The sequence below is a fragment of the Rothia endophytica genome, assembly GCF_039543885.1.
Taxonomy (GTDB): Bacteria; Actinomycetota; Actinomycetes; order Actinomycetales; family Micrococcaceae; genus Rothia; species Rothia endophytica.
The window spans coordinates 861,332-885,654 of record NZ_BAABKP010000001.1; the positions used below are offsets into that span (position 1 = coordinate 861,332).

General features: G+C 54.8%; 18 protein-coding genes and 2 tRNA genes. 11 read left to right on the forward strand and 9 right to left on the reverse strand.

Annotated features, from left to right (window positions below; genetic code table 11):
* Positions 1-37: 37 nt before the first annotated feature.
* From ABD982_RS03875 to ABD982_RS03885, 3 genes are read left to right on the forward strand one after another with little or no spacing between them, the layout of a single operon-like run.
* Positions 38-1,180, forward strand: coding sequence for an exonuclease SbcCD subunit D (locus ABD982_RS03875; RefSeq protein ID WP_345444890.1), 1,143 nt, complete (start codon positions 38-40; stop codon positions 1,178-1,180).
* Entirely contained in the window at positions 1,177-4,326 is a 3,150-nt protein-coding gene (locus tag ABD982_RS03880; protein WP_345444892.1) for an AAA family ATPase, read from the forward strand. Before ABD982_RS03875 ends, ABD982_RS03880 begins: the two co-directional genes overlap by 4 nt.
* The gene (locus ABD982_RS03885; RefSeq protein ID WP_345444894.1) at positions 4,323-5,720 is read left to right on the forward strand and encodes a hypothetical protein; all 1,398 of its coding nucleotides are present in this window, start codon (positions 4,323-4,325) and stop codon (positions 5,718-5,720) included. Before ABD982_RS03880 ends, ABD982_RS03885 begins: the two co-directional genes overlap by 4 nt.
* 96 nt (positions 5,721-5,816) lie before the next feature.
* Here the strand turns inward: ABD982_RS03885 and ABD982_RS03890 are convergent, their stop codons facing one another.
* From ABD982_RS03890 to bcp, 8 genes are all read right to left on the reverse strand, one after another.
* A complete protein-coding gene (locus tag ABD982_RS03890) occupies positions 5,817-6,464 on the reverse strand; it encodes an MBL fold metallo-hydrolase (RefSeq protein ID WP_345444896.1) in 648 nt (215 codons plus the stop codon).
* 10 nt (positions 6,465-6,474) lie between these two features.
* Positions 6,475-7,569, reverse strand: coding sequence for an S-(hydroxymethyl)mycothiol dehydrogenase (locus tag ABD982_RS03895; RefSeq protein ID WP_251378979.1), 1,095 nt, complete (start codon positions 7,567-7,569; stop codon positions 6,475-6,477).
* Between the two features lie 205 nt (positions 7,570-7,774).
* Positions 7,775-8,515 (reverse strand): alpha/beta fold hydrolase, encoded by a 741-nt coding sequence (locus ABD982_RS03900; RefSeq protein WP_345444899.1) that lies wholly within the window; start codon positions 8,513-8,515, stop codon positions 7,775-7,777.
* Between the two features lie 6 nt (positions 8,516-8,521).
* The gene (locus ABD982_RS03905) at positions 8,522-9,628 is read right to left on the reverse strand and encodes a YihY/virulence factor BrkB family protein (RefSeq protein ID WP_345444901.1); all 1,107 of its coding nucleotides are present in this window, start codon (positions 9,626-9,628) and stop codon (positions 8,522-8,524) included.
* A gap of 159 nt (positions 9,629-9,787) precedes the next feature.
* A complete protein-coding gene (locus ABD982_RS03910; protein WP_345444903.1) occupies positions 9,788-11,266 on the reverse strand; it encodes a malate:quinone oxidoreductase in 1,479 nt (492 codons plus the stop codon).
* 140 nt (positions 11,267-11,406) lie between these two features.
* Positions 11,407-13,122 carry an ABC transporter substrate-binding protein gene (locus ABD982_RS03915; protein WP_345444905.1) on the reverse strand — a complete coding sequence of 572 codons (1,716 nt, stop codon included), beginning with the start codon at positions 13,120-13,122 and terminating at the stop codon, positions 11,407-11,409.
* Between the two features lie 73 nt (positions 13,123-13,195).
* Positions 13,196-13,277 (reverse strand) — tRNA-Leu (locus ABD982_RS03920).
* A 68-nt stretch (positions 13,278-13,345) separates the two neighbouring features.
* Complete coding sequence (bcp, locus tag ABD982_RS03925; protein ID WP_251378975.1) at positions 13,346-13,816, reverse strand: thioredoxin-dependent thiol peroxidase; 471 nt, start codon at positions 13,814-13,816, stop codon at positions 13,346-13,348.
* A 204-nt stretch (positions 13,817-14,020) separates the two neighbouring features.
* Here bcp and ABD982_RS03930 point away from each other — a divergent pair, with 204 nt between their 5' ends.
* Positions 14,021-14,623: a MarR family winged helix-turn-helix transcriptional regulator gene (locus tag ABD982_RS03930; protein ID WP_345444907.1), complete on the forward strand. Its 603-nt coding sequence runs from the start codon at positions 14,021-14,023 to the stop codon at positions 14,621-14,623.
* 106 nt (positions 14,624-14,729) lie between these two features.
* Positions 14,730-14,805: transfer RNA gene (locus ABD982_RS03935), tRNA-Lys, on the forward strand.
* Positions 14,806-14,893: 88 nt separating this feature from the next.
* Here the strand turns inward: ABD982_RS03935 and ABD982_RS03940 are convergent.
* Positions 14,894-15,346, reverse strand: a complete 453-nt coding sequence (locus ABD982_RS03940) for a hypothetical protein (RefSeq protein WP_251378973.1) — start codon at positions 15,344-15,346, stop codon at positions 14,894-14,896.
* 443 nt (positions 15,347-15,789) lie between these two features.
* Here ABD982_RS03940 and ABD982_RS03945 point away from each other — a divergent pair, with 443 nt between their 5' ends.
* The 6 genes from ABD982_RS03945 (at position 15,790) to metG (ending at position 24,266) form a co-directional block, all read left to right on the forward strand.
* On the forward strand, positions 15,790-17,631 hold the full coding sequence (locus ABD982_RS03945; protein ID WP_345444909.1) for an acetolactate synthase large subunit: 1,842 nt from the start codon (positions 15,790-15,792) through the stop codon (positions 17,629-17,631).
* Complete coding sequence (ilvN, locus tag ABD982_RS03950) at positions 17,628-18,137, forward strand: acetolactate synthase small subunit (RefSeq protein ID WP_251378971.1); 510 nt, start codon at positions 17,628-17,630, stop codon at positions 18,135-18,137. The genes ABD982_RS03945 and ilvN overlap by 4 nt, the downstream gene beginning before the upstream one ends.
* A gap of 156 nt (positions 18,138-18,293) precedes the next feature.
* Entirely contained in the window at positions 18,294-19,319 is a 1,026-nt protein-coding gene (gene ilvC / locus ABD982_RS03955; RefSeq protein WP_251378970.1) for a ketol-acid reductoisomerase, read from the forward strand.
* Between the two features lie 289 nt (positions 19,320-19,608).
* Entirely contained in the window at positions 19,609-21,204 is a 1,596-nt protein-coding gene (serA, locus tag ABD982_RS03960) for a phosphoglycerate dehydrogenase (RefSeq protein WP_345444912.1), read from the forward strand.
* Positions 21,205-21,504: 300 nt separating this feature from the next.
* The gene (locus ABD982_RS03965) at positions 21,505-22,605 is read left to right on the forward strand and encodes a hypothetical protein (protein WP_345444914.1); all 1,101 of its coding nucleotides are present in this window, start codon (positions 21,505-21,507) and stop codon (positions 22,603-22,605) included.
* Positions 22,606-22,724: 119 nt separating this feature from the next.
* A complete protein-coding gene (metG, locus tag ABD982_RS03970) occupies positions 22,725-24,266 on the forward strand; it encodes a methionine--tRNA ligase (protein ID WP_345444916.1) in 1,542 nt (513 codons plus the stop codon).
* Positions 24,267-24,323: the final 57 nt, after the last annotated feature.

Sequence of the window (24,323 nt, forward strand, 5' to 3'; positions counted from 1 at the left end):
AGAGCAGAGCTGGCGCGGCTCCCATTAGACTGGGTTTATGCGTATTTTGCACACCTCTGACTGGCACTTGGGCCGCACCTTTCACGGTGTCTCTTTGCACGACACCATGGCTGACCTGCTCGATGAAATGGTGCAGTTGGTGGGCACTGAGGCGGTGGATGTGGTGCTGATTAGTGGGGACGTCTATGATCAGTCGCAGCCCCGCACTGAAACCGTGCGACTTTTCAGCAAGACTCTGAGCTCCCTGGTGGATGCCGGGGCACAGGTTATTGCTACCAGCGGCAACCACGATTCGGCGGTTCGGCTGGGCTTTGCTTCAGATCTGTTAGCTCATAGCGGAGTGCACCTGGTGACCTCCCAGACCCAGGTGGGCCAGCCTATCCTGCTCCCGATAAAGGGGGGAGAGGTTGCTTTCTACGGCATTCCCTATCTGGAACCACGCCCGCTTGCCACTCACTGGAACACCGACATCAGCCACAGCTCCGTACTCACCGAGGCTATGCGTCGAGTGACTGAAAACGTAGCAGAAGTAAAACCTCTGGCCACGGTGGTGCTGGCTCATTGTTTTGCCACAGGGGCCGACCCCTCTGATTCCGAACGTGACATTTCTGTGGGTGGGGCGCTCTCTGTTCCAGCCTCCCTTTTTGAGGCGGCAGACTACACCGCACTAGGGCATCTGCACGGGCGCCAGCGGGTTACCGATACCGTGCGCTACTCTGGCTCCCTCCTGCCTTATTCCTTTAGCGAGCAGAACCACCGCAAGGGCGCCTGGATTATTGATATCGACGAGCAGGGCACGGTCAGCGTGCAGGAGTACACCTGGCGCACCTGCCTCACGGTCAAAAAATTGCGGGGCACTTTTGAAGACATCACCGGTGGTTCCTATGAAGCCTACCGCTCTGCCTTTGTCAGCATTACCCTCACCGATGCGGTGCGCCCGGCGCGTGCTCTAGAGCAGCTCAAAGAGCACTTTGACCACGTGCTTGAACTTTTCTTTGAACCTCAGGGCGTTCAGCATACCGAGCTTCACAGCTACCGCCGCACACGGGAGGCCCGGACTACCTTCGATGTTTGTCAGTCTTTCTATCAGCATGTGCGGGGTCGCGCTCTAGACGAAGATGAGACCGCCTATCTGACCGAGGTTACTGAACTGGCGCGGCTGGCAGGAGCATCAGAATGAGAATCCACAGTTTAGAAATCAACGCCTACGGTCCCTTCCCCGGCACCATTAGCCTGGACTTTAATGAGCTCAACGAAGCCGGTATCTTTCTACTCAATGGTCCTACCGGCTCGGGTAAGTCCTCCATTCTGGACGCCATCTGCTATGCCCTTTACGGTAGTACCTCATCGGGACGAACCGACCTTAAATCCCGCTTCGCCGAGCCTGAGGCACAGCCCTGGGTCAAACTTGAGTGCTCGGTGGCGGGTAAACGTTACCGTATCTTTAGAAGCCCTGAGTACCTGCGCCCCAAAAAGCGCGGGAGCGGGCTCACCCGCGAGCAGGCCAGCGTCACCATTGAGGTCTTTGATGCAAAAGTGGGTAACTGGGAAGAGGACGCCAGCGTCACCCGGCACAAGGACGCCGGGGACTTCATGTACTCGGTCATTGGGCTGACCGCACAGCAGTTCAACCAGGTGATGCTCCTGCCACAGGGTAAGTTCCAGCAGTTCTTGATTGCCAAATCAGCAGACCGCGAGGAACTGCTCAAAAAGCTCTTCTCGACCCGAGAATTTGAGCGCATCCAGCAGATTTTAGACGACAAAGCTAAGGGCGCCGAAGCGAAGGCAGCTGAAGCTGAAGCAGCGGTGCGCTCCCTGATAGAGCGTGCCCAGCGGGCGGAGAAGGCTGCCGATATTACGACGGCCCGGCAGCTTCTGGTAGGGGATACCGGGACTACTCTGCCCGAAGCCACGTCTACGGGTGAACAACCCCTAAAACCAGACTGGCTAGAGCTCACGTCAGAAGGAGCACTGAGCCGTACCCAGCAGCTACGTGATGACGTCGCCGAACTTAACCGGGCTGCTATTGACCTTACCGATACCGCGGCGGCTGAGATTGCTAAGCTGCGCCAGCAAGAAAACTCACTGGGAGAGCTAGAACGGCACTGGATCCAGTACCGTGACTTACAGGCCCAGGAGGAAGAACTGGAGAGCCAGCGCGAACAGATAACCGAAGCTGAAGCCAGCCTTGCGCTGCATAGGCGGGCCGCCACCGTCCTGCCCATGATGACCGCCCAGGAGCGTACTGCTGCGGCCGTGAAAGATGCTCAAGATCGCCTCGAAACGGTGACCGGTCGCCTGGAAACTGCTATTGAGAACGCCCTGACTGGGATAGCGGCAGTCGCCCCGGAATATACGCTCCTTACCAATGTGCAAAATCTCGCTGACTATGATGAGACCGAGGACCAGGTTGCTGATCTCAACCGCCACATCGAGAACCTCAACGATTTTGCTCGCAGTGACCGCCATCTCACCTCTCTGGTGCAAGAACGGAGGCAGGCGGAGACGAAAACCGAGGGACTGCAAAAAGCTCTGGATGCAGCCCACACTGCGGTAACAAAGCAGGAACGCGAACTCGCGGAACTCAGTGCTCGTTTCACAGCCCTAGAGGACGCCGGAGCCCAGCTGACTGCGGCTCAAGTTCAGCGTGATACCGCTGAAACTGCTGTAATTCTTGCCCGAAAGCTAGAGCAGAGCAGAAGCCGGGTCGCGGCTGCTGAAGCTGCGGCCAAGACCACCAATGAGGCTCGCCGGGCCGCAGGTATTAGAGCTGAAAACCTTCAACAGCAACGCTTTGACCGTGCCGCTCAAACGCTGGCTAGCAATCTTGAACCCGGTCAGCCCTGCGCTGTTTGCGGGTCACGAGAACACCCTGCCCCAGCTACTTTCACAGAGGAAGTCCCGGCTATCTCAGCTGAAGAGGTGAAGGATGCATTAGCTGCCCGAGACCAAGCTGAGGCAAAGGCTCAAGCGGCCCTCCTGGAACTTACCTCAGCCGAGACTAGCGTGGCTGAGCTGATTGCTACCGGTGCCAGCGACCTAAGTTCTGCTCTCATCCAGCTTCAGCAGGCTCAAGAGTCTCTTACCGAGAAACAGAGAAATATGCAACGTAGAAGCGACCTCGCACAAGAGCGTGCTGCAGCTGAAGCGGATCACGAGCGACTAAAGGTAGAAGAGAATTCCTGTGCGAGAGATGTGGCCCACCACCACACCCTGTTGAACAGTCTGGCCGAACGGATTGAAAAAGATGAGGCCGAGCTTGAAGCGCACCGACAAACAACCGGGTTCACGCAGCGTGCTACAGCTTTGAGTCAGGTAGCACAAAGCCTGGTTTCTGCTCTGAGCATCCAACAAGAGACTCAAAGACTAAAAAAAGCTCACATCAGGGCTGAAGAAGAACTAACCCAGGTAGTACAGAACAGCGGTTTCTCTAGCGGTGCTGAAGCTGTGGAAGGCCACCTGTCGAGCGAACGGGAAAGAGCTCTCACCATGCTGGTCCAAACCCACCAGCAAAAAAGATTTACCCTTGATGGGCTTCTGGCGAGCAACGCAATGACTGGTATCGCTGCTCGCGTCCAGCAGGGTGAAGAATCGCCCACGCCTCAGGCCTTGCAGGAGGTGATCCAGTTGCGTCAGAGCCGAGAGCAGGCGCGTGATACCTACCTCCGTACAGGAGTGCGCCTCAGCGCAGCCTACCAAGAGCTCACCAGTATCGTCACAGAGCTAACCACCAGCCTCAGCCATAACCAGAAACTGTTAGTTCGAGCCCTCCGCGCTCGCAGCCTCGCAGCAACGGCAACGGCTGCCAAGAGCTCCGATAACGCCCTGCGCATGACACTGACCACCTATGTTCTAGCGGCTCAGCTAGAAGAGGTAGCTCAGGCGGCTTCAGAGCACCTTGAACAGATGACGCACGGCCGGTACACCCTTGAACATACCGATGACGCTGAGGGGCGCGGTAGCAAATCAGGCCTGGGTCTCACTGTGCGCGATGCCTGGCACGGTGCTACCCGCCACCCATCGACTCTCTCAGGCGGCGAGACCTTTATGGCCTCCCTCTGTCTGGCATTGGGGCTGGCAGATGTAGTTCAGCGCACCAACGGTGGGATCGAAATTGATACACTTTTTGTGGACGAGGGGTTTGGATCGCTGGACGAGGAAACCCTTGAAGAGGTCATGACGACCCTCGATAGTCTCCGCGAAGGTGGTAGAGTCATTGGGCTTATCTCGCACGTGGCCGAAATGAAAAACCGGATTACCCGTCAGGTGCAACTGACTACCTCACCCACCGGATCATCCCTCAAACCTGAGACGGGAGCCTTATGAGCCCGTACCGCATTAAGAATAAGCGCATCAGCTCGCCCCTGAGCGGTTTCGCTTCTCTGCGTACCCGCAATAAGTTGCCAGAAAAACCTAGAACCCCGCGTCAGGCCGTGAGCGAACTGGGCACCCGTATGCGGGTCTCCTCCCGCTACGCCCAAACACGTATGCAAAATATCCTGCTCACGCACGGCTGGCGATTCTTTATCTTCTCCCTGCTGATGAGACTGCCGGCATCTATGGTAATGCTGGCGGTGATGATGATGCTGGCCTCCCAGAATAATGAAGCCACGCTGGGGGGCTACGCCGCCGGAACTGTTGGCATCAGCGCGGCTTTCATGATTCCGGTCTACCGGCGGCTTTCAGACCGCTGGGGGCAACACAAAATCTTCTTCGCCGTCACCGTGCTCAATATTTTGGCGCTGGTCTGGTTGCTGCTGGAAAGTTTGAGCTTTGCTGAGGGAACGAGTGGCAGTATCTCCCGTTTTTTGCTAGCAGCGGCCCTCACCGGTATTACCACGGTCCCGCTGGGTACCGTCATGCGCACCTACTGGAGTGCTGAGTACCTCAAAACTAAGGACAGACGTAAACTTAACGTCTCCATCTCCCTTGAAACCATGCTGGACGTCATTGCCCTACCAGCGGGCGCCGTGATTGCCGGTCTTTCTACCCTTGTTTTTAATGCCCAGGCAACCCTCTTCTCTGTGCTTATTATCGATGTTCTGGGGCTGCTCATGATTCTTTGGAGGCCAGGGAGTCTGCCCATCGATCGTCGAGACATGGTGGAAGGTAAACCCAAGCCACTGCGCGGTGGCAACCGCTCCCTGCTCTGGCTTCCGCAAACTGGCATGATTTGTCTGGGCACGGTGCTGGGGTCTACCCAGGCAGCAATCGTAGCTTTTGCTCTATCCACCGACCAGATAAGCGTGACCGGCTTCCTGATGGCCCTGCTGGGTCTCTTCGCTGTAGCCAGCGCTCTTTTCATCATCTTTGAACGGCTACCCGCCTTTACGTGGATAGCCTGGCTACTCAGCGGTTTGGGGCTGACTGGAGCTACCCTGCTTCTTTCCTTGCCCTCATCCCTCGAATGGCTGATGCTGGCCTTGGTGCTGGTGGGATTGTCCTACGGTATTTGCCTGGTAGTAGTGGATTCAGCGCTCACTTCTTTAGCGGCCCGCAGCAACCTGGACTTAGCACTGAGCACCATGCAGGCATGTTCCCTGGGCGGAATCGCCGTGGGCTTTGTGTGGGCCGCCGACCTGAGCGAGTCCTACAACCACCAGGTCGCTCTTTTGGTTCCCCTCATTGCCGCTGTCTTCTTCTTTATACTGGGGCACCTCTACGGCTTCCTCTGGCGCAGAATGTACGAGGAGCGTTTAGCGCCCCTGCCGCAAGACTAAAGCCGCTCGTGCTCCGTTATCGCCTGCTGCTTCAACTGTGGCCCGGTCACCTAAGAAGGTGACCGGGCCACAGCGTTGGGTTATGGAAGGCAGAGTCTAATGTCCTCGAGCGATCCATGCCTCCAGATTGGGTGCTTCCAGACCAATGCCGGTGGAATCACCGTGGCCTGTTAGCACCGCAGTGGATTCCGGTAGGGTCAGTAGCTTGTGCCGGATCGACTCAATGATGGTCTCGAAACTCGAGAAGGAGCGACCGGTTGCGCCGGGCCCACCGTTGAAGAGAGTATCACCTGAAAAAACTACGCCCTCGCTGTTATCCCAGCTCAGGGTGGGAGCGTAGAAACATACCGAGCCGGGGGAGTGCCCCGGGGTCGCTAGTACGGTGAGCTCGGTATCTCCAAGGGCCAGAGTCATACCGTCTTCCAGCTCTTCATCGAAACCCCAGGAGGGGTACACCATGGTCCACAGCTCCCGGTCCGCTGGATTGAGGTAAACAGGTGCCCCAAAGCGGTCAGATGCCTCTTTGGCTGAGCCAATATGATCATCATGGGCGTGGGTCAGCAGAATTTTCTCGACCGTTCGGCCCGCGACCTTAGCCGCGATTTTATCAACGTCGTGGGCGGGGTCAATGATAATCACTGAGGAGTCATTCCCCAGAATCCACACGTTGTTATCAACGTCCCAGGTGCCGCCGTCCAGCGAGAAAGTACCCGAGGTCACAACTCGTTCGATACGTTCAGTCACAGTAGTGCTCCTACTTGAATTCAACCACCGAGCGTAGCACTCGGCCGGTCTTCATGGTCTCGAAGGCTTCATTGACCTGCTCCAGGCTGATTCGTTCAGAGACGAAGCCGTCCAGATCTAGGTTGCCGGCGAGGTAGTGGTCAACGAACATGGGGAAGTCACGGGAGGGAAGGGTATCACCGTACCAAGCACTCTTGATTGATCCACCGCGTCCAAAGACCTCATCTAGGGGAATGGTCCAGGTGGCGCCGGGGGCAGGGACACCGACCAGCACTAAACGGCCGGCGAGATCACGGGCATAGAAAGCCTGTTCGAAGGTTGCCGGCACACCCACTGCATCAATGACAAGGTCAGCACCGAAGCCACCGGTGAGCTCACGGATAGCTTCAACCGCGTCCTCCTGCTGTGAGTTCACGGTGTGGGTGGCGCCGTGCTCCCTGGCGCGAGCCAGTTTCGCTTCGTCAATATCAACAGCGATGATGGTGGTTGCCCCGCCCAACTTAGCTCCGGCAATAGCGGCGGTGCCGACACCGCCGCAACCAATAACTGCAACAGACTCACCGCGTGCAACTGCTCCGGTATTGAGCACGGCACCCAGGCCTGCGGTCACACCGCAACCCAGCAGCCCAACAGCTGCATACTGGTCTTCAGTAAGCTCTGCATTAATTTTGGTGCACTGGCCAGCAGCGACCAGAGTCTTTTCTGCGAAGGATCCGATACCCAGAGCAGGCTCGAGTTCGGTGCCATCTTCAAGAGTCATCTTCTGGGTGGCGTTATGGGTAGCGAAGCAGTACTGCGGCTGACCCTTGGCGCAGGCGCGGCATTCACCGCATACGGCACGCCAGTTGAGGATGACAAGGTCGCCGGGGGCTACATTGGTGACGCCTTCGCCTACGGCCTCAACGATGCCGGTTGATTCGTGACCCAGGAGGTAGGGGTAGTTGTCGCCAACGCCACCTTGAACATAGTGGTGGTCGGTCTGGCATACACCGCATGACAATACCTTAACCAGGGCTTCACCCTTAATAGGGTCAGGGACATTGATGTTGGTGACGGTGGCTGGCTCATTTTTAGCCAGTGAAACGACGGCCTTAACGGTCTGCATAGTGCTCCTTGAGATGGGTTGGGATGACATATTTTATCTGTGTCGACCGGTCTTCCCGGCTTCATTCTCTAACGCTACCTAAGACCACACCGCATCGCTACCTTTAGCTCCGCCATTTGGCTGAGAGCGTGTGTGAATCCGATATGATGAGGCAGGCTTACTGTTACATTCACCGCGGATTCTTGGTTTGACCGGCAGCGCTTCATCAGTGCTCGTCCAAGAAGCGTACGGTTTCTTTTCTGACCTGCCCACTGGTGAGTATGTTGATGTGGTCCCGCCCGGCTATTTCCAGCCAGTTTGCCTGGCGTGTGGAAAGCAGGTTAAAGGCTGAGCGGGAATGAGCGAGGCTGTCTTTGCACCCTTCGTACATGAAGACGGGGCACTGAGGAATAATCTCTGGGTCCACTGCGGGAAAATGTGCTGAGGTAAATGACACAAGACTTTCTGGGGCAATGGGAGAACAAGCGAGGACGCTATCAAAGCCCTCCGGTACATCAATCTCGCCAAGTAGCGATGAATGAACCTGATTAAGCCTGCTATTGACCGGCATAGCTCCCAGAGTTAGCGTCAGTGCTAGATGAGGGAAAGTTGCTGCAAAACCCCAAAGAACCCGCGCACCTATCGAAAAGCCGATAAGGTGCGCGGGTTGCCCCAAACCTTCGGTATAGGTCTTGAGAACTTCTGAGAGCTGCGCCACTGCGTCCTGATGGTCAGCCCAGGAGATATCAAGCAAGGTCGCTGGTCGGAGACTTTCATCTTCGACCGACTGCAGACGATGGTAGGGGAGCGTCACCAGATGCAGGGGGTAGCCGGCAGCTTCAAGCGTTTTAACCCAGCCGGTAGAAACCCAGTTATGGTAAGGAGTGGAGGCGAAACCATGCACTAAAAGCACAGGAGCTTTTGCTGAGCGTCCACCTGTCAAAGGTGTAAAAGCTAGGGTAGCCACCGCAGCCTACTTCTTTGAACCATCCTGCTTCTGTTCAGCCATCTGCTGAAAATCAACCGTGCTGTTGGAGAGCCTAATCTTGCGGCCCTCTTCAACGAGGTTGTCCTTCTTCTGCTGAATTTTAATGGCTTGGGTATCGTCACGTGGGGGAAGCTTAATCTCGTCTTCGGACTTGATGCCTGCCTGCAGCTCACGGGTGCGCTGAATCTCTGCGTCGATCTGAGCGCCCAACAGGAGCACATTATTCATAATCCAGATGAAGAGAAGCATGACGATGACGCCACCAATGAGGCCGTAAGTAGCGTTGTAGGAACCGAAGTTAGAGACGTAGAAACTGAAACCCAAGCCAGCTAGGCCCATGGTGACCAGCGCGATGGCTGCACCGGGGGTGAGAAAGCGAATCTTAGGTTGTTTAACGTTGGGGGTTGCGTAGTAGAGCAGGCTGATAAGAATAACAGCGATAACCAGCATCAAGGGGTAGCGCAACCACATCCAAACCCCAATGAAGCCGCCCAGTTCGATAGCTGGAACAGCGTCCTGGACGGTGTTGAGGACGTCTTCGCTGGAGAGCAGAACCAGCATCATGGCTACTACCATGAGCACCAAAACGAAAGTCACCAGAAGGTTGAAGGGGCGAAGCTTCCAGATAGGGCGCCCTTCGACCACACCGTAGATCTTGTTCATAGCGCGCCCAAAAGCACCCACAAAACCTGAGGCAGTCCACAGTGCACCCACGATACCGGTAATCAGAGCGATACCTGCTGCAGAGGATGAGGTGAGCTGGGTGATGGGCTGTTCGATGACGGCCAACATATCTGCCGGAGCGTAGCCCTGAAGAAAATTGAGAATTGCATCGGTGGTCTGCTGTCCCTGCCCAAAAACACCCAGCAGAGAAACAACGGCCAGCAGACCGGGGAAGACGGACAGCACGGTGAAATAGGTCAGAGCCGCAGCGAGATCGGTGCACCCATCGTTCATGAATTCGCTAAAGGAGCGCTTGAAAATGTATTTCCAGTTTTTACCGCTGACGTCTGTCAATTTGGCAGGCTTGGGGGTTTGCCGATGCTCACCCTCAGTGGCGGCTCGGCTGATGGTCTGTTCTTCGAGAGACATCGTGTGTTCCTTCAGGGTGCAGGGAATTACTCAGTAGACATCCTATCAGCACAGGCACCGTGTCACTTTGCAGGTTCTTGTGTGCTGGATTAAGGATGAAGAATTAAGAGCAAAAAAACCGCGACCGTCGCATGACGGCCGCGGCAGTTGCTCAAAGGGTTAGTTATTGATTCCCAGTACCTGAGCTGTGTGAGCAAATAGCTCGTCAGCTAAATCATGGTTATCGTTGAGCTGCACACCAAAACCGGGTACTAACTCCTTGATACGAGGTGCCCAACCGTCAAAATGGGTGGGGAAGCACTGTTGCAGCAGATTGAGCATAATGGGTGCTGCGGTGGACGCGCCGGGGGAGGCACCCAACAGAGCAGCGATGGAGCCATCCCCTGAGGTAATGAGCTCGGTTCCAAACTGTAGAACCCCTCCAGCCTTCTTGTCCTTTTTGATGACCTGAACTCGCTGACCAGCGGTGATGAGTTCCCATTCATCGGCTACAGCTTCGGGGTAATACTCACGCAGGGACAGCACATGCTTTTCGCGGTTTTTCAGGAGTTCGCCGATGAGATATTTGGTCAGATCCATATTGGCTAGGCCGGCACGAATCATGGGGTATACGTTATCAGGGCGCAGTGAGAGTGGCAGGTCAAGGAGGCTGCCCTGTTTCAGGAAGTTGGTTTTGAAGCCAGCGTAAGGGCCAAAGAGTAGCGAACGCTTGCCGCCCACGTAGCGTGTATCAAGGTGGGGCACTGACATGGGAGGTGCACCCACTGAGGCCTGACCGTAGACTTTGGCGTTATGTTGTAGGGCGGTCTGCTCGTTGGTATTGCGGAAGAAAAGACCTGAGACGGGGAAACCGCCAAAGCCCTTACCTTCTTTAATGCCTGATTTCTGCAGGAGGTTCAGGGCGCCACCACCGGCACCCAGGAAGACGAACTTTGCTCGGATTGTTGAACCATGATTGCGGTTGAGACGGTCCTTAACCTTGACTGTCCAGGTTCCATCTGATTCTTTTGTTACATCCGTGACCTGCTGGTCGTAAGTGACCGTTACGCCCTTGCTGACCAGGTAGTCAGTCATTTGGGTGGTGAGGTTACCGAAATCAACATCGGTGCCTTCGGGGGACCAGGTTGCTGCAATTTTCTGATGAATATCGCGCCCGTTGACCGAAAGAGGAGCCCAGTCACGAATTTGTTCAAGGTCGGTTGAGAACTTCATACGCTCAAAGAGCTTTTGATCTTGAAACGCCTCAAAGCGCTTTGCCAGGTAATCTACGTGGGCATCACCAAAAACCAATGACATGTGTGGCACAGGATTGATGAAGGAGGAGTCTTTGATCTTGCCCTCTTCAACGAGGGAAGCCCAGAGCTGGCGACTTATTTGAAACTGCTCATTAATAGCAATAGCTTTGGTGGGGTTGACCGTTCCATCAGCACCGAGGGGCGCATAATTGAGCTCACAGAGCGCTGAGTGGCCGGTACCAGCATTGTTCCACGGGTTGGAGGATTCCTGGCCTACCGCGTCCAAACGTTCCAGCAGAGTGATGTCCCATGTTGGTTCAACTTCTTTGAGGAAAACACCGAGGGTGGCGCTCATGATACCGCCACCGACGAGCACAACGTCAGTTTTAACTTCGCTTGCCACTTTGACACTCCGTCACTTGAAAGTGGTGACCGACGCTGGACACCACGCTGAGCGGGCAACACCGGTTGCCCCTGGTTCATTGTTTAGCGTAGTACACATTACACCTCGCTCATAGCAAAGGCAGGTTGTGTGCTCTTAAGTTACTGACCTTCTCGTAGCTCTATCTTGTTGAAACGGTCTAGTCCGGTGGCTTCAACACCGTAGGTTCGCACGCGGGGCCCTTGGGTTACCCCTGAGACGGGGTAGGTGAGGGGGATAGCTGGGAGTAAAAGAGCTAATTTAGCATTGATCTCACGGTAGGCTGACCTGCGCACCTCGACATCCTCAATGACATCGGCGGCTTGCAAGGCTTCTATTATTTCAGCGTGATGTGTTGCCCCAGCGGCAGACGTTTCTGGGCTCGGGCTCGCTGAGGGGGAGCTAGCGGAGCTGGACGCTGAAGGTACGGTGAGTGAGTCCGGCGCTGTCGAAGCTGGAGCAAGAACCTTACCCAGGAAGGCAGAGGGGTCTCTGAAAGTGCCCACGAAGCCTGTGAGCTCAAGCCCGTAGTCGGGGTGGTGAGCTGGGATGTCCTCAGAATCAGGTGCATCCCATCGGTAGGGCCTAGGCACGATATTGAAGCCTGATGCCACTAAATTAGCTGATATGACAGAGTATATTGCCTCGGGAGCGGGCAGAGTTGCCAGGGAAACCTGAACGGGGTAATAAAAGTCGATGGGCTCACCCTTGTAGGTTGAATCCTTAAGGAGGGAGCCGGCTGTAGCTGAGTCGTAACCGTAGTGCTCACGAGCTTTTTCGTGTCGAGTCTGAAAAAGAGCCGGTAGAAAGTCATAAGCTGTGGAGGTGCCTTGCGGGTAGTAATCTGCAGCGATTTTGCTTCGGTCAATCGCTTGGGCAAGTGCTTGGCGTGTGAGAGCATCTGCAAAGGCTGGGTGAGAAAGGTTAATATTCACATAAGCCACCGCGTAGGGGTCACGGGTCTGCACTGCGTACCCATCAAGTGCTAGCGGTACATAATCTTCGAGCCCGATCTGATCAAAGGCGTCCACGTTTCCCTGAAGTAGCGAGTAGTAGCGCTTTTCGGCGTCGGGGAGTGAGACGAACTCCAGCACGTCAATCCCTGGCTCAGCGCCGCAATAGTGGGGGTTGGTTACAAGGCGTATGCTTCCTTCACTCCACTCATCAAGTTTGAAGGCGCCAGTGCCTATGGGGTCCTCTGTGAAGTAACCGTCTTTCCCAATGAGTGCTGGTAGGGCGATGCCTAGGGCCGGCTGTGTGAGCACCTTAAGGAAGGAGACCGAGGGGCGTGACAGAGTCACACGAAGCACCTGATCGCTCGGAATTTCCCAGGAGGTGACGAGGGGAGGTTGCTCTTCTGAGTCTACCGACCCAAAAAGTTGGTGGTAAGGCTGGGTGAGGCGCGTGAGTGGTTGCTGCCCCAGCGCCTCCCAGCGTTCTAGGTTCGATGCAAGGGCTCGGGGCGTCAGCGCAGACCCATCGCTGAAAGTAGTCTGGGGGTCAAGCTCAAAAGTATAGACTAAGCCATCATCACTGATGGTCCATTCTTGCGCGAGTCCGCTAACTGGCTCACCCGTGTTGGGGTCTGCTCTGACTAATGGATCCAGGATTTGGGCTGTAATGCGGACGCTCTCGAGGCGTTGAGTACGCGCCGGGTCTAGTGTGAGGCAGGGTGCCGCCTGGGCAAACCTGAATACTCGCTCTTCTCTTGAGGGGGAAGGCTCTGGATCCTTGCTGCCACCAGAGTTGCTAGTAGAACATGCAGATAGGGTAAAGCCCGCAGTAATGACAGCCGAAATTTGCACAAAACGACGCCGACTCATCTTATGTGAAGCCATAATCCCCCCTTCGTAGCAGCTTGCGATCTGGTCTTTGATACACAAAAAGCCCAGATAACCTGGGCTTTGAGAGTGCGCGAGGAGGGACTTGAACCCTCACGCCGTAAGGCACAGGAACCTAAATCCTGCGTGTCTGCCAATTTCACCACTCGCGCAAGCGGTGCTGTAAGCACAACAGGAATAATGTTACAGCACCTCCAAGCTCACTGCAAAATGCTGGAGCTTAGCTGTCAATCCCTAAATCTCGGCGTAGTTTAGCAACGTGCCCTTTAGCGCGCACATTGTATTGAGCCATTTCTACCAAGCCGTCTTCATTAACCACGATGGTTGAACGAATCAGACCTGTGTAGGTCTTGCCGTAATTCTTTTTCTCTCCCCATGCCCCATAGCGCTCTGCGACAGCGTGGTCTTCATCGGACAGCAGAGGAAAGGTCAGGTTCTGGGTGCCGATAAATTTTTCCAGGGCTTCTGCTGAATCTGGAGAAACCCCCAGCACGCTATAGCCGTGGGCTGATAGGGACTCTAAGCTGTCTCTAAAATCGCAGGCCTGTGTGGTGCAACCGGGAGTTGATGCTTTGGGGTAAAAATAAACAATAACTTTGCGCCCTAAATAATCGCTCAGCGATACAGCGTCTCCGCCAGCGGCAGGTAGCGTAAATGCAGGGGCTGGGACTCCAATTTCCAAGCGTGACATGCCCTTCTTCTCTCCTTATGAATAACATTGAATAGACCAATATTGGGGTGGACGGTGAAGATAAGTTACCACCCATACTAATATGCGAAGGTGCGACGTCACTAAATAATAAGGACAACTAAAATCGGAAAAATGAAAGGGGGTGCAAATGGGTGGTGAGAACAATATATGCGTTGACGTGGTAAACATGCTTATAATAACAACATGCCTGAAATTAACAATTGGTCTATCAATAGACTATTATCAACTGCCGCGCGCATGCTCGAGTACAGCTGGAATGATCAACTGAAGTCACTGGGATTGACTCATGCTGGCGTTACAGCCCTGAGTGTTATCGCCCAACAAAGAATGATTTCTCAGGTCAAAGTTGCATCATTAGTGGGAGTTCAAGCCCAAACAATGGGTAAGACCCTTGCTCGGCTCGAGAGCCACGGTCACGTTTTTAGAACACGAAATACCATTGATCGACGCAGCTATCTTCTTGGTATCACCGATGAGGGTCGGCGCGTCCTTTCTGAAGCCGAAAATATTGACCGAAAACTTGCATCCGTAGGCGAACTATCCAACCCTGAATTTCGTGGCATGTTAATTAATATTATTGAAGGCCTGAAGGAGCAGGGCGGCGAGGAAGTCCTCAAGAGTTCTATTCCCCACCAGGATGCTTTTAGTAGCTCCTATGACGCGACTGATTCGGGTGAGGTGAACCTGGGTAAAGGTGCGACTGAGGTTAAACGCGTTAACACTGCTGTGATGGATGTCATCACCCCCGAGATGATTGCTCGCCATCGCAGTGAGGGTGACCGCTAGTCCTCACCCAGCGCTGTGTGTATCATCACAGTATGTTTTATGATTTGCATGTATGACATGATGTGCGTATAGTATTTATTCGTTGCTAACAAGCAATAAAAAATTAGCGCCTCTAGCTCAATTGGCAGAGCAATTGACTCTTAATCAATGGGTTCTCGGTTCGAGTCCGAGGGGGCGCACCACTGCAGAAAAGCCCTGACCGATTGGTCAGGGCTTTTCTATTGTCCTAGAGAATGTGCATCCGCTATTTAAACGGTCTTAGCTGACAGTCTATATTTGCCAGGCATCGATAATGACCCGCTTGAAATCTTCGATATCAAGTTGCTGGTCCAGAACACCTGACCCATGGTGACTTTCGACGGGCATGAGAGGCTCGAACCTTAGGGTAAAACTGGTCCCGTTAGTGAGCTCAATGCCGTAAGTGCAGTCCCCCACAATAAAGGTACGCATCGCATTGGTGTTATCGACAGAAGTAGGTACCCCAGTAGCTTCAATGGCAGGAAGGGCGAGGGGAGCGATAATCGCTTCACGCGGGGTGTCCCTGTATCCCACCAAAAAATACTTTTGGTGGGGCTGCTGTTGGGCCGCAACGTCGCTATTTGCGTATACCGATGAGCCTGAAGCAAAGACGAGATTGTAGGCACCATAATTGAGGATTTGTGTGTCAAAGACCTGGTGTAGGGCCTTGCTGATCTCGGTGCTACTGAGCTCTGGGGTATTCATAGGCACCAGTCTACGGGCGATGTATATGAAAGCAACCCACGTAGAACCATTACGTACAGATGACATACCGTGACGCGCCAGGGTGGTGGTGTGCCCCTAAAGAATCCAGTCTTATTCCTAGTCGCATTGGCCTAGGTTCATATCAGCGACATAAAAGTTCATAATATAAAACCAGTTTGACCTGGTGGACATAAATCGTGAGTATATGATGTATGACATCACGCCAGCAGTCACAGATTCGAATTCTTGTGGTGCGTTTCCTTCTTGGGTACGCGGCATAAGTTTTGTTTGTATTCTGACAGCGTCTATGCCCTTCGCCCCACCACAGCGGAGGGTTTTTTCATAGGTATAACCACATCCAGGATTAAACCTATGACCCTAGAGAATCACCCCATTCGCCTCAACATCACACCACACTCTGACCTACTTTTAGAGGATGACCAATGACAGCGGGAAATCCCATTAATCCGGCAGCAATCGCTAAGACTTTTTCGTCTCGAGCTGCCAAGACCGAGACGGCTCAACCGTCCAGCCAGCGAATGACGGGCTCACAGGCTATTGTGCGTTCACTCGAAGAGCTTGGTGTCACCGATATCTTTGGTTTGCCAGGTGGAGCAATTCTTCCAACCTACGACCCTCTCTTTGACTCTGAACAGCTGAACCATATTCTCGTACGTCACGAGCAGGGTGCAGGGCATGCCGCTGAGGGCTACGCCGTTGCCAGTGGCAAGGTTGGTGTGGCGATCGCTACTTCAGGCCCAGGCGCCACCAATCTTCTGACCGCTATTGCTGATGCCAATATGGATTCAGTACCCATTGTTTGCATTACGGGTCAGGTCTCCAGCAAAGTCATCGGCACCGACGCTTTCCAGGAAGCCGACATCGTGGGTATGACCATGCCCATCACCAAGCACTCTTTTATGGTGCGTGACCCCCAAGAAATCCCGCGTTGCCTTGCCACTGCTTTCCGTATCGCAGCAACTGGCCGCCCCGGGCCGGTGCTGGTGGATATTACTAAGGATGCCCAGCAGGGCATGATGGATTTCTACTGGCCCCCGACCACCGAGGTGCGGGGCTACAACCCGGTAACCCGCGGTCATTCAAAGCAGGTCCGTGAGGCTGCCAAGCTCATTACTGAGGCTCAACGCCCGGTGCTCTATGTCGGTGGAGGTATGGTCCGCGCTGATGCTTCAGAAGAGCTCATGAAGCTTGCTCGTCTTATTAACGCCCCTGTGGTGACTACTCTGACCGCAAGAGGCGCCTTCCCTGACTCTGACCCGCAGAATCTGGGGATGCCCGGTATGCACGGCACGGTACCGGCTGTCATCGCTATGCAGAAGTCTGATCTGCTCATCGCGCTTGGCGCTCGTTTCGATGACCGGGTCACTGGAGTTGTGGATGAATTCGCCCCGGGTGCCAAAGTTATCCACGTGGACGTTGACCCTGCAGAAATCTCAAAAATCCGGATTGCTGATGTGCCAATCGTTGGCGACCTGCGCTACGTTCTCCCTGAACTAACCAGCATCATCACCGAGGAATTTGCCGCTGCGCTGCCTGACCTCAGTAATTGGTGGGCACTGGTCAATCGTTTCAAAGAGACCTTCCCCTTGGGGTACACCAAGACCGAAGATGGCCTTGGCTCACCCGAGTATGTCATTGAAAAACTGAGTGAAATTTCAGGTCCCGATGCCTACTACGTGACCGGTGTGGGTCAACACCAGATGTGGTCAGCTCAGTTCATTCAAAATGAGAAGCCCCGCCACTTCATCAATTCTGCAGGTTTGGGCACCATGGGCTTCTCGGTTCCTGCGGCAATGGGCGTGAAGGTAGCTTTCCCCGAAGCCACTGTGTGGGCTATCGACGGTGATGGTTGCTTCCAAATGACCAATCAAGAGCTAGCAACCTGTGCTCAAAATAATATCCCTATCAAGGTTGCTGTTATTAATAATTCATCCTTGGGTATGGTGCGCCAGTGGCAGAACCTCTTCTACGATGGTCGATACTCAAATACTCACCTAAAGACAGGTATGGGCACCGAACGCATCCCTGACTTCGTGAAGCTAGCTGAGGCCTATGGCTGTGTTGGTTTGCGCTGCGAATCTGATGATGATGTTGAGACAACTATTCGTCAGGCCCTTGAGATCAATGACCGCCCTGTGGTGGTGGACTTCAATGTCAGCCCTGATGCCCTGGTCTGGCCCATGGTGCCCGCCGGTGTCTCTAATGACCAGATTCAAATCGCAAAAGATATTTCCCCCAGCTGGGATGATGAGGAGACAGCATGAGCCGCCACACCCTATCTGTACTGGTAGAAGATAAACCCGGGGTTTTAGCGCGCGTTTCAGGGCTTTTTGCCCGGCGTATGTTCAATATCGATTCACTGGCTGTTGGCCCCACTGAAGTGCCGGGTATTTCGCGGATTACTCTGGTCGTTGATGCTGATGGGCACCTCTTGGAGCAGGTGACCAAGCAGCTTAACAAGCTGATTCATGTGCTCAAAATTGTTGAACTGAGTGATGAACAATCAGCCCAGCGTGATCACATCCTGATCAAGGTTCGTGCTGATGCTTCAGCCCGCATCCAGGTCACCCAGGCAGCTGATCTCTTCCGTGCCAAAATCGTTGATGTCTCCCCCGAGTCAGTCATCATTGAAGCCACTGGCTCAGCCAATAAAATAAATGCACTTCTTGAGGTACTTGAACCCTTTGGTGTACGTGAGATCGTCCGAGCGGGGACTATTGCGCTCTCTCGTGGGCCTCGTTCTATGAGCGAAAAAGCGTTGCGCAGCTAGCCCTTGCCGCGGTGATTCAACCCGCAAAACATAAGTTCATTATGTGGACAATCCATCTCATTTTTAGTTTTGCTGACTAAGGTAGAGACAAGGATCCACACCCACAAGTTTTAGAGCAGTAGCTCAACATCAAACTGATCAAGGAGATCGCACACCATGGCAAAGATCTACTACAACGACGACGCCGACCTCGCCAACATCTCAGAGCGCTCGGTAGCCATCATCGGCTACGGCTCCCAGGGTCACGCTCATGCGCTCAACCTGCGCGACTCAGGCGTAGACGTCCGTATTGGTCTTGCAGAAGGCTCAAAGTCACGCGCAAAGGCTGAAGCAGAAGGTCTGCGCGTGCTCTCTGTTGCAGAAGCAGCAGCCGAAGCTGATGTCATCATGATTCTGACCCCCGACCAGGTGCAGGCCGAGGTCTACAAGAAGGACATTGCCCCCAACCTCAACGAAGGTGACGCCCTCTTCTTTGCCCACGGCTTCAACATCGTCTTTGGATACATTGAAGCACCCGAAGGCGTAGATGTAGCAATGGTTGCTCCTAAGGGTCCCGGCCACACCGTGCGCCGCGAATTTGAAGCAGGACGCGCTGTTCCCGCCCTCGTAGCCGTCGAAAAGGACGCCTCAGGATCAGCTCTCGAGCTGGCTTTGGCTTACGCCAAGGGCCTGGGGGCGACCCGCGCTGGCGTCATCGAGACCACCTTCAAGGAAGAAACCGAATCTGACCTCTTCGGTGAGCAGGCTGTTCTGTGTGGCGGTGCTTCCCAGCTGATTCAGTACGGTTTTGAAACCCTGACTGAGGCTGGTTACCAGCCCGAAATCGCCTACTTCGAGGTGCTGCACGAGCTCAAGCTGATTGTTGACCTCATGGTTGAAGGTGGCATCGCCAAGCAGCGTTGGTCCATCTCAGACACCGCTGAGTACGGTGACTACGTTTCAGGCCCCCGCGTCATCACCCCCGAGGTGAAGGAGAACATGAAGGCTGTTCTCTCTGACATCCAGACCGGCGCATTTGCCAAGCGCTTCATGGAAGACCAGGCAGCTGGCGGCACCGAGTTCAAAGAACTGCGCGCCAAGGGCGAGGCTCACCCCATCGAGACCACCGGCCGCGAACTGCGCAAGCTCTTTGCCTGGAACACTGCTGACGATGACTACACCGACGGTTCAGTAGCCCGCTAAGGCGTACCTTCCACCGATAGCTAGAACAAGAGCTTCATCGTTGGGCACCACAGCCGGTTACCCGATACGATAGAACGGGTAGCCGGCTTTTGCCATCTTTCTAGAACTTTTGCCCCTGGACCGGTTGACGTAGCCTTTGTGGTGAACTGCGCAATCGGGGGAGCAAAAGCCCATATTATTCAGTTGGCTCAATAAGAGCGACTGCTCACCGGCGTCCTTAGGGTCCGAAGCGTCGGTGACAGTAGTGCTGAACCCATCAACCACCAGTGTTATTCATAAGGAACCCACCGTGACCACCAAACCCGTAGTGCTACTTGCAGAAGAACTATCCCCCGCAACAGTTGAGGCTCTGGGGCCTGACTTTGAGATTCGTTCCTGCGACGGCGCTGATCGTTCCCAACTTCTGCCTGCTATCAAAGATGTCGATGCAATTTTGGTCCGCAGTGCCACCCAGCTTGACGCTGAAGCCATCGAAGTAGCACAGAAACTGAAAGTTATTGCTCGTGCCGGTGTGGGCCTGGATAACGTTGATATTAAGGCGGCAACCAAAGCCGGTGTGATGGTAGTGAACGCCCCCACCTCTAACGTGATTTCAGCTGCTGAGCTCACTGTGGGCCACATTTTGGGCCTGGCACGCAACATTGCTGCCGCTGATGCTTCGATGAAGGCAGGGGAGTGGAAGCGCTCCTCTTTCTCAGGCGTTGAACTGTATGAGAAGACCGTGGGCATTATCGGCCTAGGTCGAATTGGTGGCCTTGTGGCTGAGCGTCTTCGCGCCTTCGGTACCGAGCTCATCGCCTACGACCCCTTCGTTACCTCCGCTCGCGCAGCAGCTCTTGGTGCCGAATTGGTAGATTTGGACGAGCTGATTGAACGCTCTGACTTCATCACCATCCACATGCCCCGCACTCCCGAAACTCTGGGCATGATCAATGCTACGAGCTTTAAGAAGATGAAGAAGAGCGCCTACGTGGTGAACGTAGCTCGCGGTGGTCTGATTGATGAAGCAGACTTGGACGCCGCCCTGCGTGCCGGCGAAATTGCTGGTGCTGCCATTGACGTCTATGTCAAGGAACCCGCAAAGAATGTGCCTTTCGTGGGCTTACCCTCGGTGGTAGCTACCCCGCACTTGGGCGCTTCGACGTTCGAGGCTCAGGAAAAGGCCGGTATCTCGGTTGCTAAGTCTGTGCGCCTGGCCCTGGAAGGGGACCTCGTGCCCGATGCTGTTAACGTGGCTGGTGGTGCTATCGATAAGGACGTCCGCCCCGGCGTGCCCCTGGCAGAAAAGGTAGGCCGTATTCTCACTGCCCTGGGTGGGGACGAAGCCCTCACCCGCGTAGAGGTCAAAATAGCTGGAGAAATTGCCACTAAGGATGTCACCTCCCTCAAGCTTTCAGCTCTTAAGGGTGTATTCACCGATGTTGTATCTGACAAGGTTTCATATGTCAACGCCCCCGTTTTGGCTGAGCAGCGCGGTGTAGAGGTCGAGCTGGTCACCACCACCGAAACCGAGTACTTCCGTAACGAAACAGTGTTGTCCGGTGCATTTGCCAACGGGGAGGTTGTCTCGGTGGCTGGCACCGTGACCGGCCCCAAACTGGTTGAGAAGCTGACCAACGTTAACGGCTACGATATCGAAATTCCCATCACCGACCACATGCTGGTGCTTGAGTACGCCGACCGCCCGGGTATCATCGCTGCGATTGGTACCCTACTGGGCACCGCGTCCATCAACATCGCAGGCATGCAGGTCTCCCGTCAGGATAAGGGCGAAGAAGCACTCTGCGTGCTCGCTCTGGACTCGGCTCTTTCACCCGAGGTGCTCGATAGCATCAAGCGCGTAGTATCTGCTGAGCGTGCCGCCATCATCAACCTGGCTGACTAGCTAGAGGTATAGACCTAGAAGGCTTACAAAGAAGGGTCTTGCTTTTCCACCGAGGGGAAGAGTAAGACCCTTTAGCGTTGCTAGGTTCCCGAGTCCACCCCACCTGAAAGTGTCTGCCCATATCAGAAATGGGTAAGGGGGTGACGCTGGAGGCTGTTGCTGGTAGGTTGGTGATTTCCCGGACCCTTAAAAAACAGCTTGCGTTTAAGATCCCCACGGTCTGAATGCACTGGGTGCTTTGGCTCCCTTGCTGCACGGTGATACCGGATTCCCAGAACCCAACAGAAAGTCACTCTAACGATGACCGTTCAACCACACCTACCCCGCCGAGCTCTTGCCCCATTACTGACCGGCACTCTAGCGCTGGCCCTCACTCAGCCCCATAGCCAGGCACAGGCAAACCCCGTCTCCCCGTTGCATCCAGCTAATTATCTGGCTCGAGGCACCGTTGCCCAACGCAGCGTTGCAACCATGCCGGTTCTCCCTAACTCTGCACAGATGGCTAACTACCTCAAGAACCTGCATTCAACCTACGTCACCGATCAATTTAAGGGTAAGCTCCCTCTGAGCGGCAATGTTTTTGCCTACAACATCCCCATCCACACGGTTAACAGCAAGGACCCCAACCAGAACTACGAGTGGTTCTACAGCTTTGATCACCGCGTCAAATACCAGAGCGATGAATACAAAAAACTGATGGGTGCTGAAACCCCGGTTCGTATACCCCTCCCCAAAAATTTTCAAATACCCGCTGGTGGGGATCGCTCGATCGCTGTCTATGACCTGGGCACCGGTTTATGGCGGTCCTTCTTTCTGGTTCAGAAAACAACTGAGGGCGAGCATAAGGGACGCTGGCATTATAGCTCTGGTGGCTACATCAAGGACGCACGAGCCCTGGCCGGATCAGGTCATAGCCTCCAGCTCACCGGAGGCTCCAGCAGTGTGGTAGGAATGGCTAGCGAGCTCACTCAAATCGGTATCGATGAGGTGCTAGCAGGGAGAATCAACCATGCGGTCTCCTTTACCCTGCCCAACGCCCGCAGCGGCTACTCCTGGCCTGCTCGTCAAGGAGACGGCAACCTAACAGATCCCCTTGCTCCCTATGAGGGGCAGTGGTTCCGCATCAACCCGGCGGTCAATTTAGATTCTTTGGGCTTGCGCCCACTGACCCTCATGATTGCCAAAGCTCTCCAGAAATACGGGGGCTACGGCAGTGATCGTAACATCTGGTGCATGGCAGCTAATTACGAATACGACACCAGTCAGACTGAGGCTACTCAAGGGAATTCCCGCTGGTACACCCAGGTGCAAGCTAAGTATGGTCAGGCGCCAGAGAACCTGCATGACTTCCCTTTCCAGCATTTGCAGTTTGCTCCTAAAGATTGGAAGGGCGGCCTCTAATCTCCCACCGCTGTTCAGGTGATGGAGGGGGTGGGGAGTCTACGCCCGCAGCAGTAGAGTGCACCACTGAAGCGGGCGATATTAGCCCACGGGCCGCGGTTCACGGTAAAGTTGTGGCTATGACTTCAACCCCCTTCTACATCACCACCGCAATTGTTTACCCCAACGGTGACCCTCATATCGGTCACGCCTACGAACATATTGCCACTGACGTTATGGCCCGATTCAAGCGCCTTGACGGTTTTGACGTTCGCTTTCTGACCGGCACCGATGAGCACGGCCAGAAAATGCAGACCAGTGCAGAGAAACTGGGGATGACTGCTAGAGAACTAGCAGATCAGAATTCAGCTCGTATTCAAGCTATGGATGATCAGCTGGGCATCAGCTATGACCGCTACATCCGCACCACCGACCCCGACCACTATGAAGCATCCCAGGCTATGTGGAAGCGCATGGAAGAGGCCGGAGACATCTACCTAGACAAGTACGAGGGCTGGTACTCCGTCCGTGACGAAGCCTTCTACGCAGAAGACGAGACCGAGGTGCGCGACGGCGTGCGCTACGCTATCGAAACCGGCACCGAGGTGGAATGGAACGAAGAAGAATCCTACTTCTTTCGCCTTTCCAAGTACGCGGACCGCCTCAAAGAGCTCTACGCAACTGATGGGTTCGTCTACCCCGAATCCCGCCGTAACGAGCTAGCAGGCTTCATGAAGGATGGGCTGCGCGACCTCTCCATCTCCCGCACCAGCTTTGACTGGGGCGTGCCAGTGCCCGGCAATGAAAAGCACGTCATGTACGTCTGGGTGGACGCCCTGACTAACTACCTGACCGGCGTCGGCTTTCCGGACAGCAACAGCGACCTCTTTAAGACCTACTGGCCCGCCAGCTACCACGTCATCGGCAAAGATATCTCACGCTTCCACGCTATCTACTGGCCTGCTTTCCTCTGGTCAGCCGGTATCGAGCTACCCAAGCGAGTCTTCGCCCACGGCTTCCTGCTGGTTGACGGCGAAAAGATGAGCAAGTCCATCGGCAACGTCGTTGACCCTGTAGATCTGGTTTCCTCCTTCGGGCTGGATCAGCTACGCTTCTTCCTGCTCCGTGAGGTCAGCTTCGGTCAGGACGGCTCCTACTCAGCCGAAGCTATCAAGAGCCGCATCAACTCTGATTTAGCCAATGACTTGGGTAACCTGGCCCAGCGATCGCTATCAATGGTTGCCAAGAACTGCGAGGGTAAGGTGCCGCTTCACGGCGCTTTCACCGCTGAGGATCAGGCCATGCTCGATCTGGCGAATGCCCTCTACGAGCCGGTGCGCGCTGATTTCGATGAACTGGCCTTCCACAAAGCTCTAGAACGTATCTGGCATGTGGTAGGCGAAGCTAACCGCTACTTCACCTCCCAGGAACCATGGAAGTTGCGCAAGACCAATCTTGAGCGCATGAACACGGTGCTCTACGTGACCGCTGAGGTGCTGCGTATTGTCGCGATCCTGACTCAGCCGGTCATGCCCACCGCGATGGGAAAGATGCTGGACCTTCTAGCGGTTAGCCAAGACGCCCGCGATTTCGCTGACCTGGGCCAGGCGCTGGTACCCGGTGCCGAACTGCCGGCTCCTGCTCCGATCTTCCCCCGCTATGAGGAGCCCAAAGAAGGCTAAGCCTTAGCATCCCACCGAAACTAAGAAAAACTGCCCCACCTGAAGGCTTCAGGTGGG

Excerpts from the sequence above, each read along its gene's own strand:
- ABD982_RS03930 (WP_345444907.1), top strand. The coding sequence starts at position 14,021 with ATGCCTGAAATTAACAATTGGTCTATCAATAGACTATTATCAACTGCC.
- ABD982_RS03965 (WP_345444914.1), top strand. The coding sequence starts at position 21,505 with ATGACCGTTCAACCACACCTACCCCGCCGAGCTCTTGCCCCATTACTG.
- ABD982_RS03885 (WP_345444894.1), top strand. The coding sequence starts at position 4,323 with ATGAGCCCGTACCGCATTAAGAATAAGCGCATCAGCTCGCCCCTGAGC.
- ABD982_RS03945 (WP_345444909.1), top strand. The coding sequence starts at position 15,790 with ATGACAGCGGGAAATCCCATTAATCCGGCAGCAATCGCTAAGACTTTT.
- ABD982_RS03875 (WP_345444890.1), top strand. The coding sequence starts at position 38 with ATGCGTATTTTGCACACCTCTGACTGGCACTTGGGCCGCACCTTTCAC.
- ABD982_RS03895 (WP_251378979.1), bottom strand. The coding sequence starts at position 7,569 with ATGCAGACCGTTAAGGCCGTCGTTTCACTGGCTAAAAATGAGCCAGCC.
- ABD982_RS03915 (WP_345444905.1), bottom strand. The coding sequence starts at position 13,122 with ATGGCTTCACATAAGATGAGTCGGCGTCGTTTTGTGCAAATTTCGGCT.
- ABD982_RS03880 (WP_345444892.1), top strand. The coding sequence starts at position 1,177 with ATGAGAATCCACAGTTTAGAAATCAACGCCTACGGTCCCTTCCCCGGC.
- ilvN (WP_251378971.1), top strand. The coding sequence starts at position 17,628 with ATGAGCCGCCACACCCTATCTGTACTGGTAGAAGATAAACCCGGGGTT.
- ABD982_RS03905 (WP_345444901.1), bottom strand. The coding sequence starts at position 9,628 with ATGTCTCTCGAAGAACAGACCATCAGCCGAGCCGCCACTGAGGGTGAG.
- ilvC (WP_251378970.1), top strand. The coding sequence starts at position 18,294 with ATGGCAAAGATCTACTACAACGACGACGCCGACCTCGCCAACATCTCA.
- bcp (WP_251378975.1), bottom strand. The coding sequence starts at position 13,816 with ATGTCACGCTTGGAAATTGGAGTCCCAGCCCCTGCATTTACGCTACCT.
- metG (WP_345444916.1), top strand. The coding sequence starts at position 22,725 with ATGACTTCAACCCCCTTCTACATCACCACCGCAATTGTTTACCCCAAC.
- ABD982_RS03940 (WP_251378973.1), bottom strand. The coding sequence starts at position 15,346 with ATGAATACCCCAGAGCTCAGTAGCACCGAGATCAGCAAGGCCCTACAC.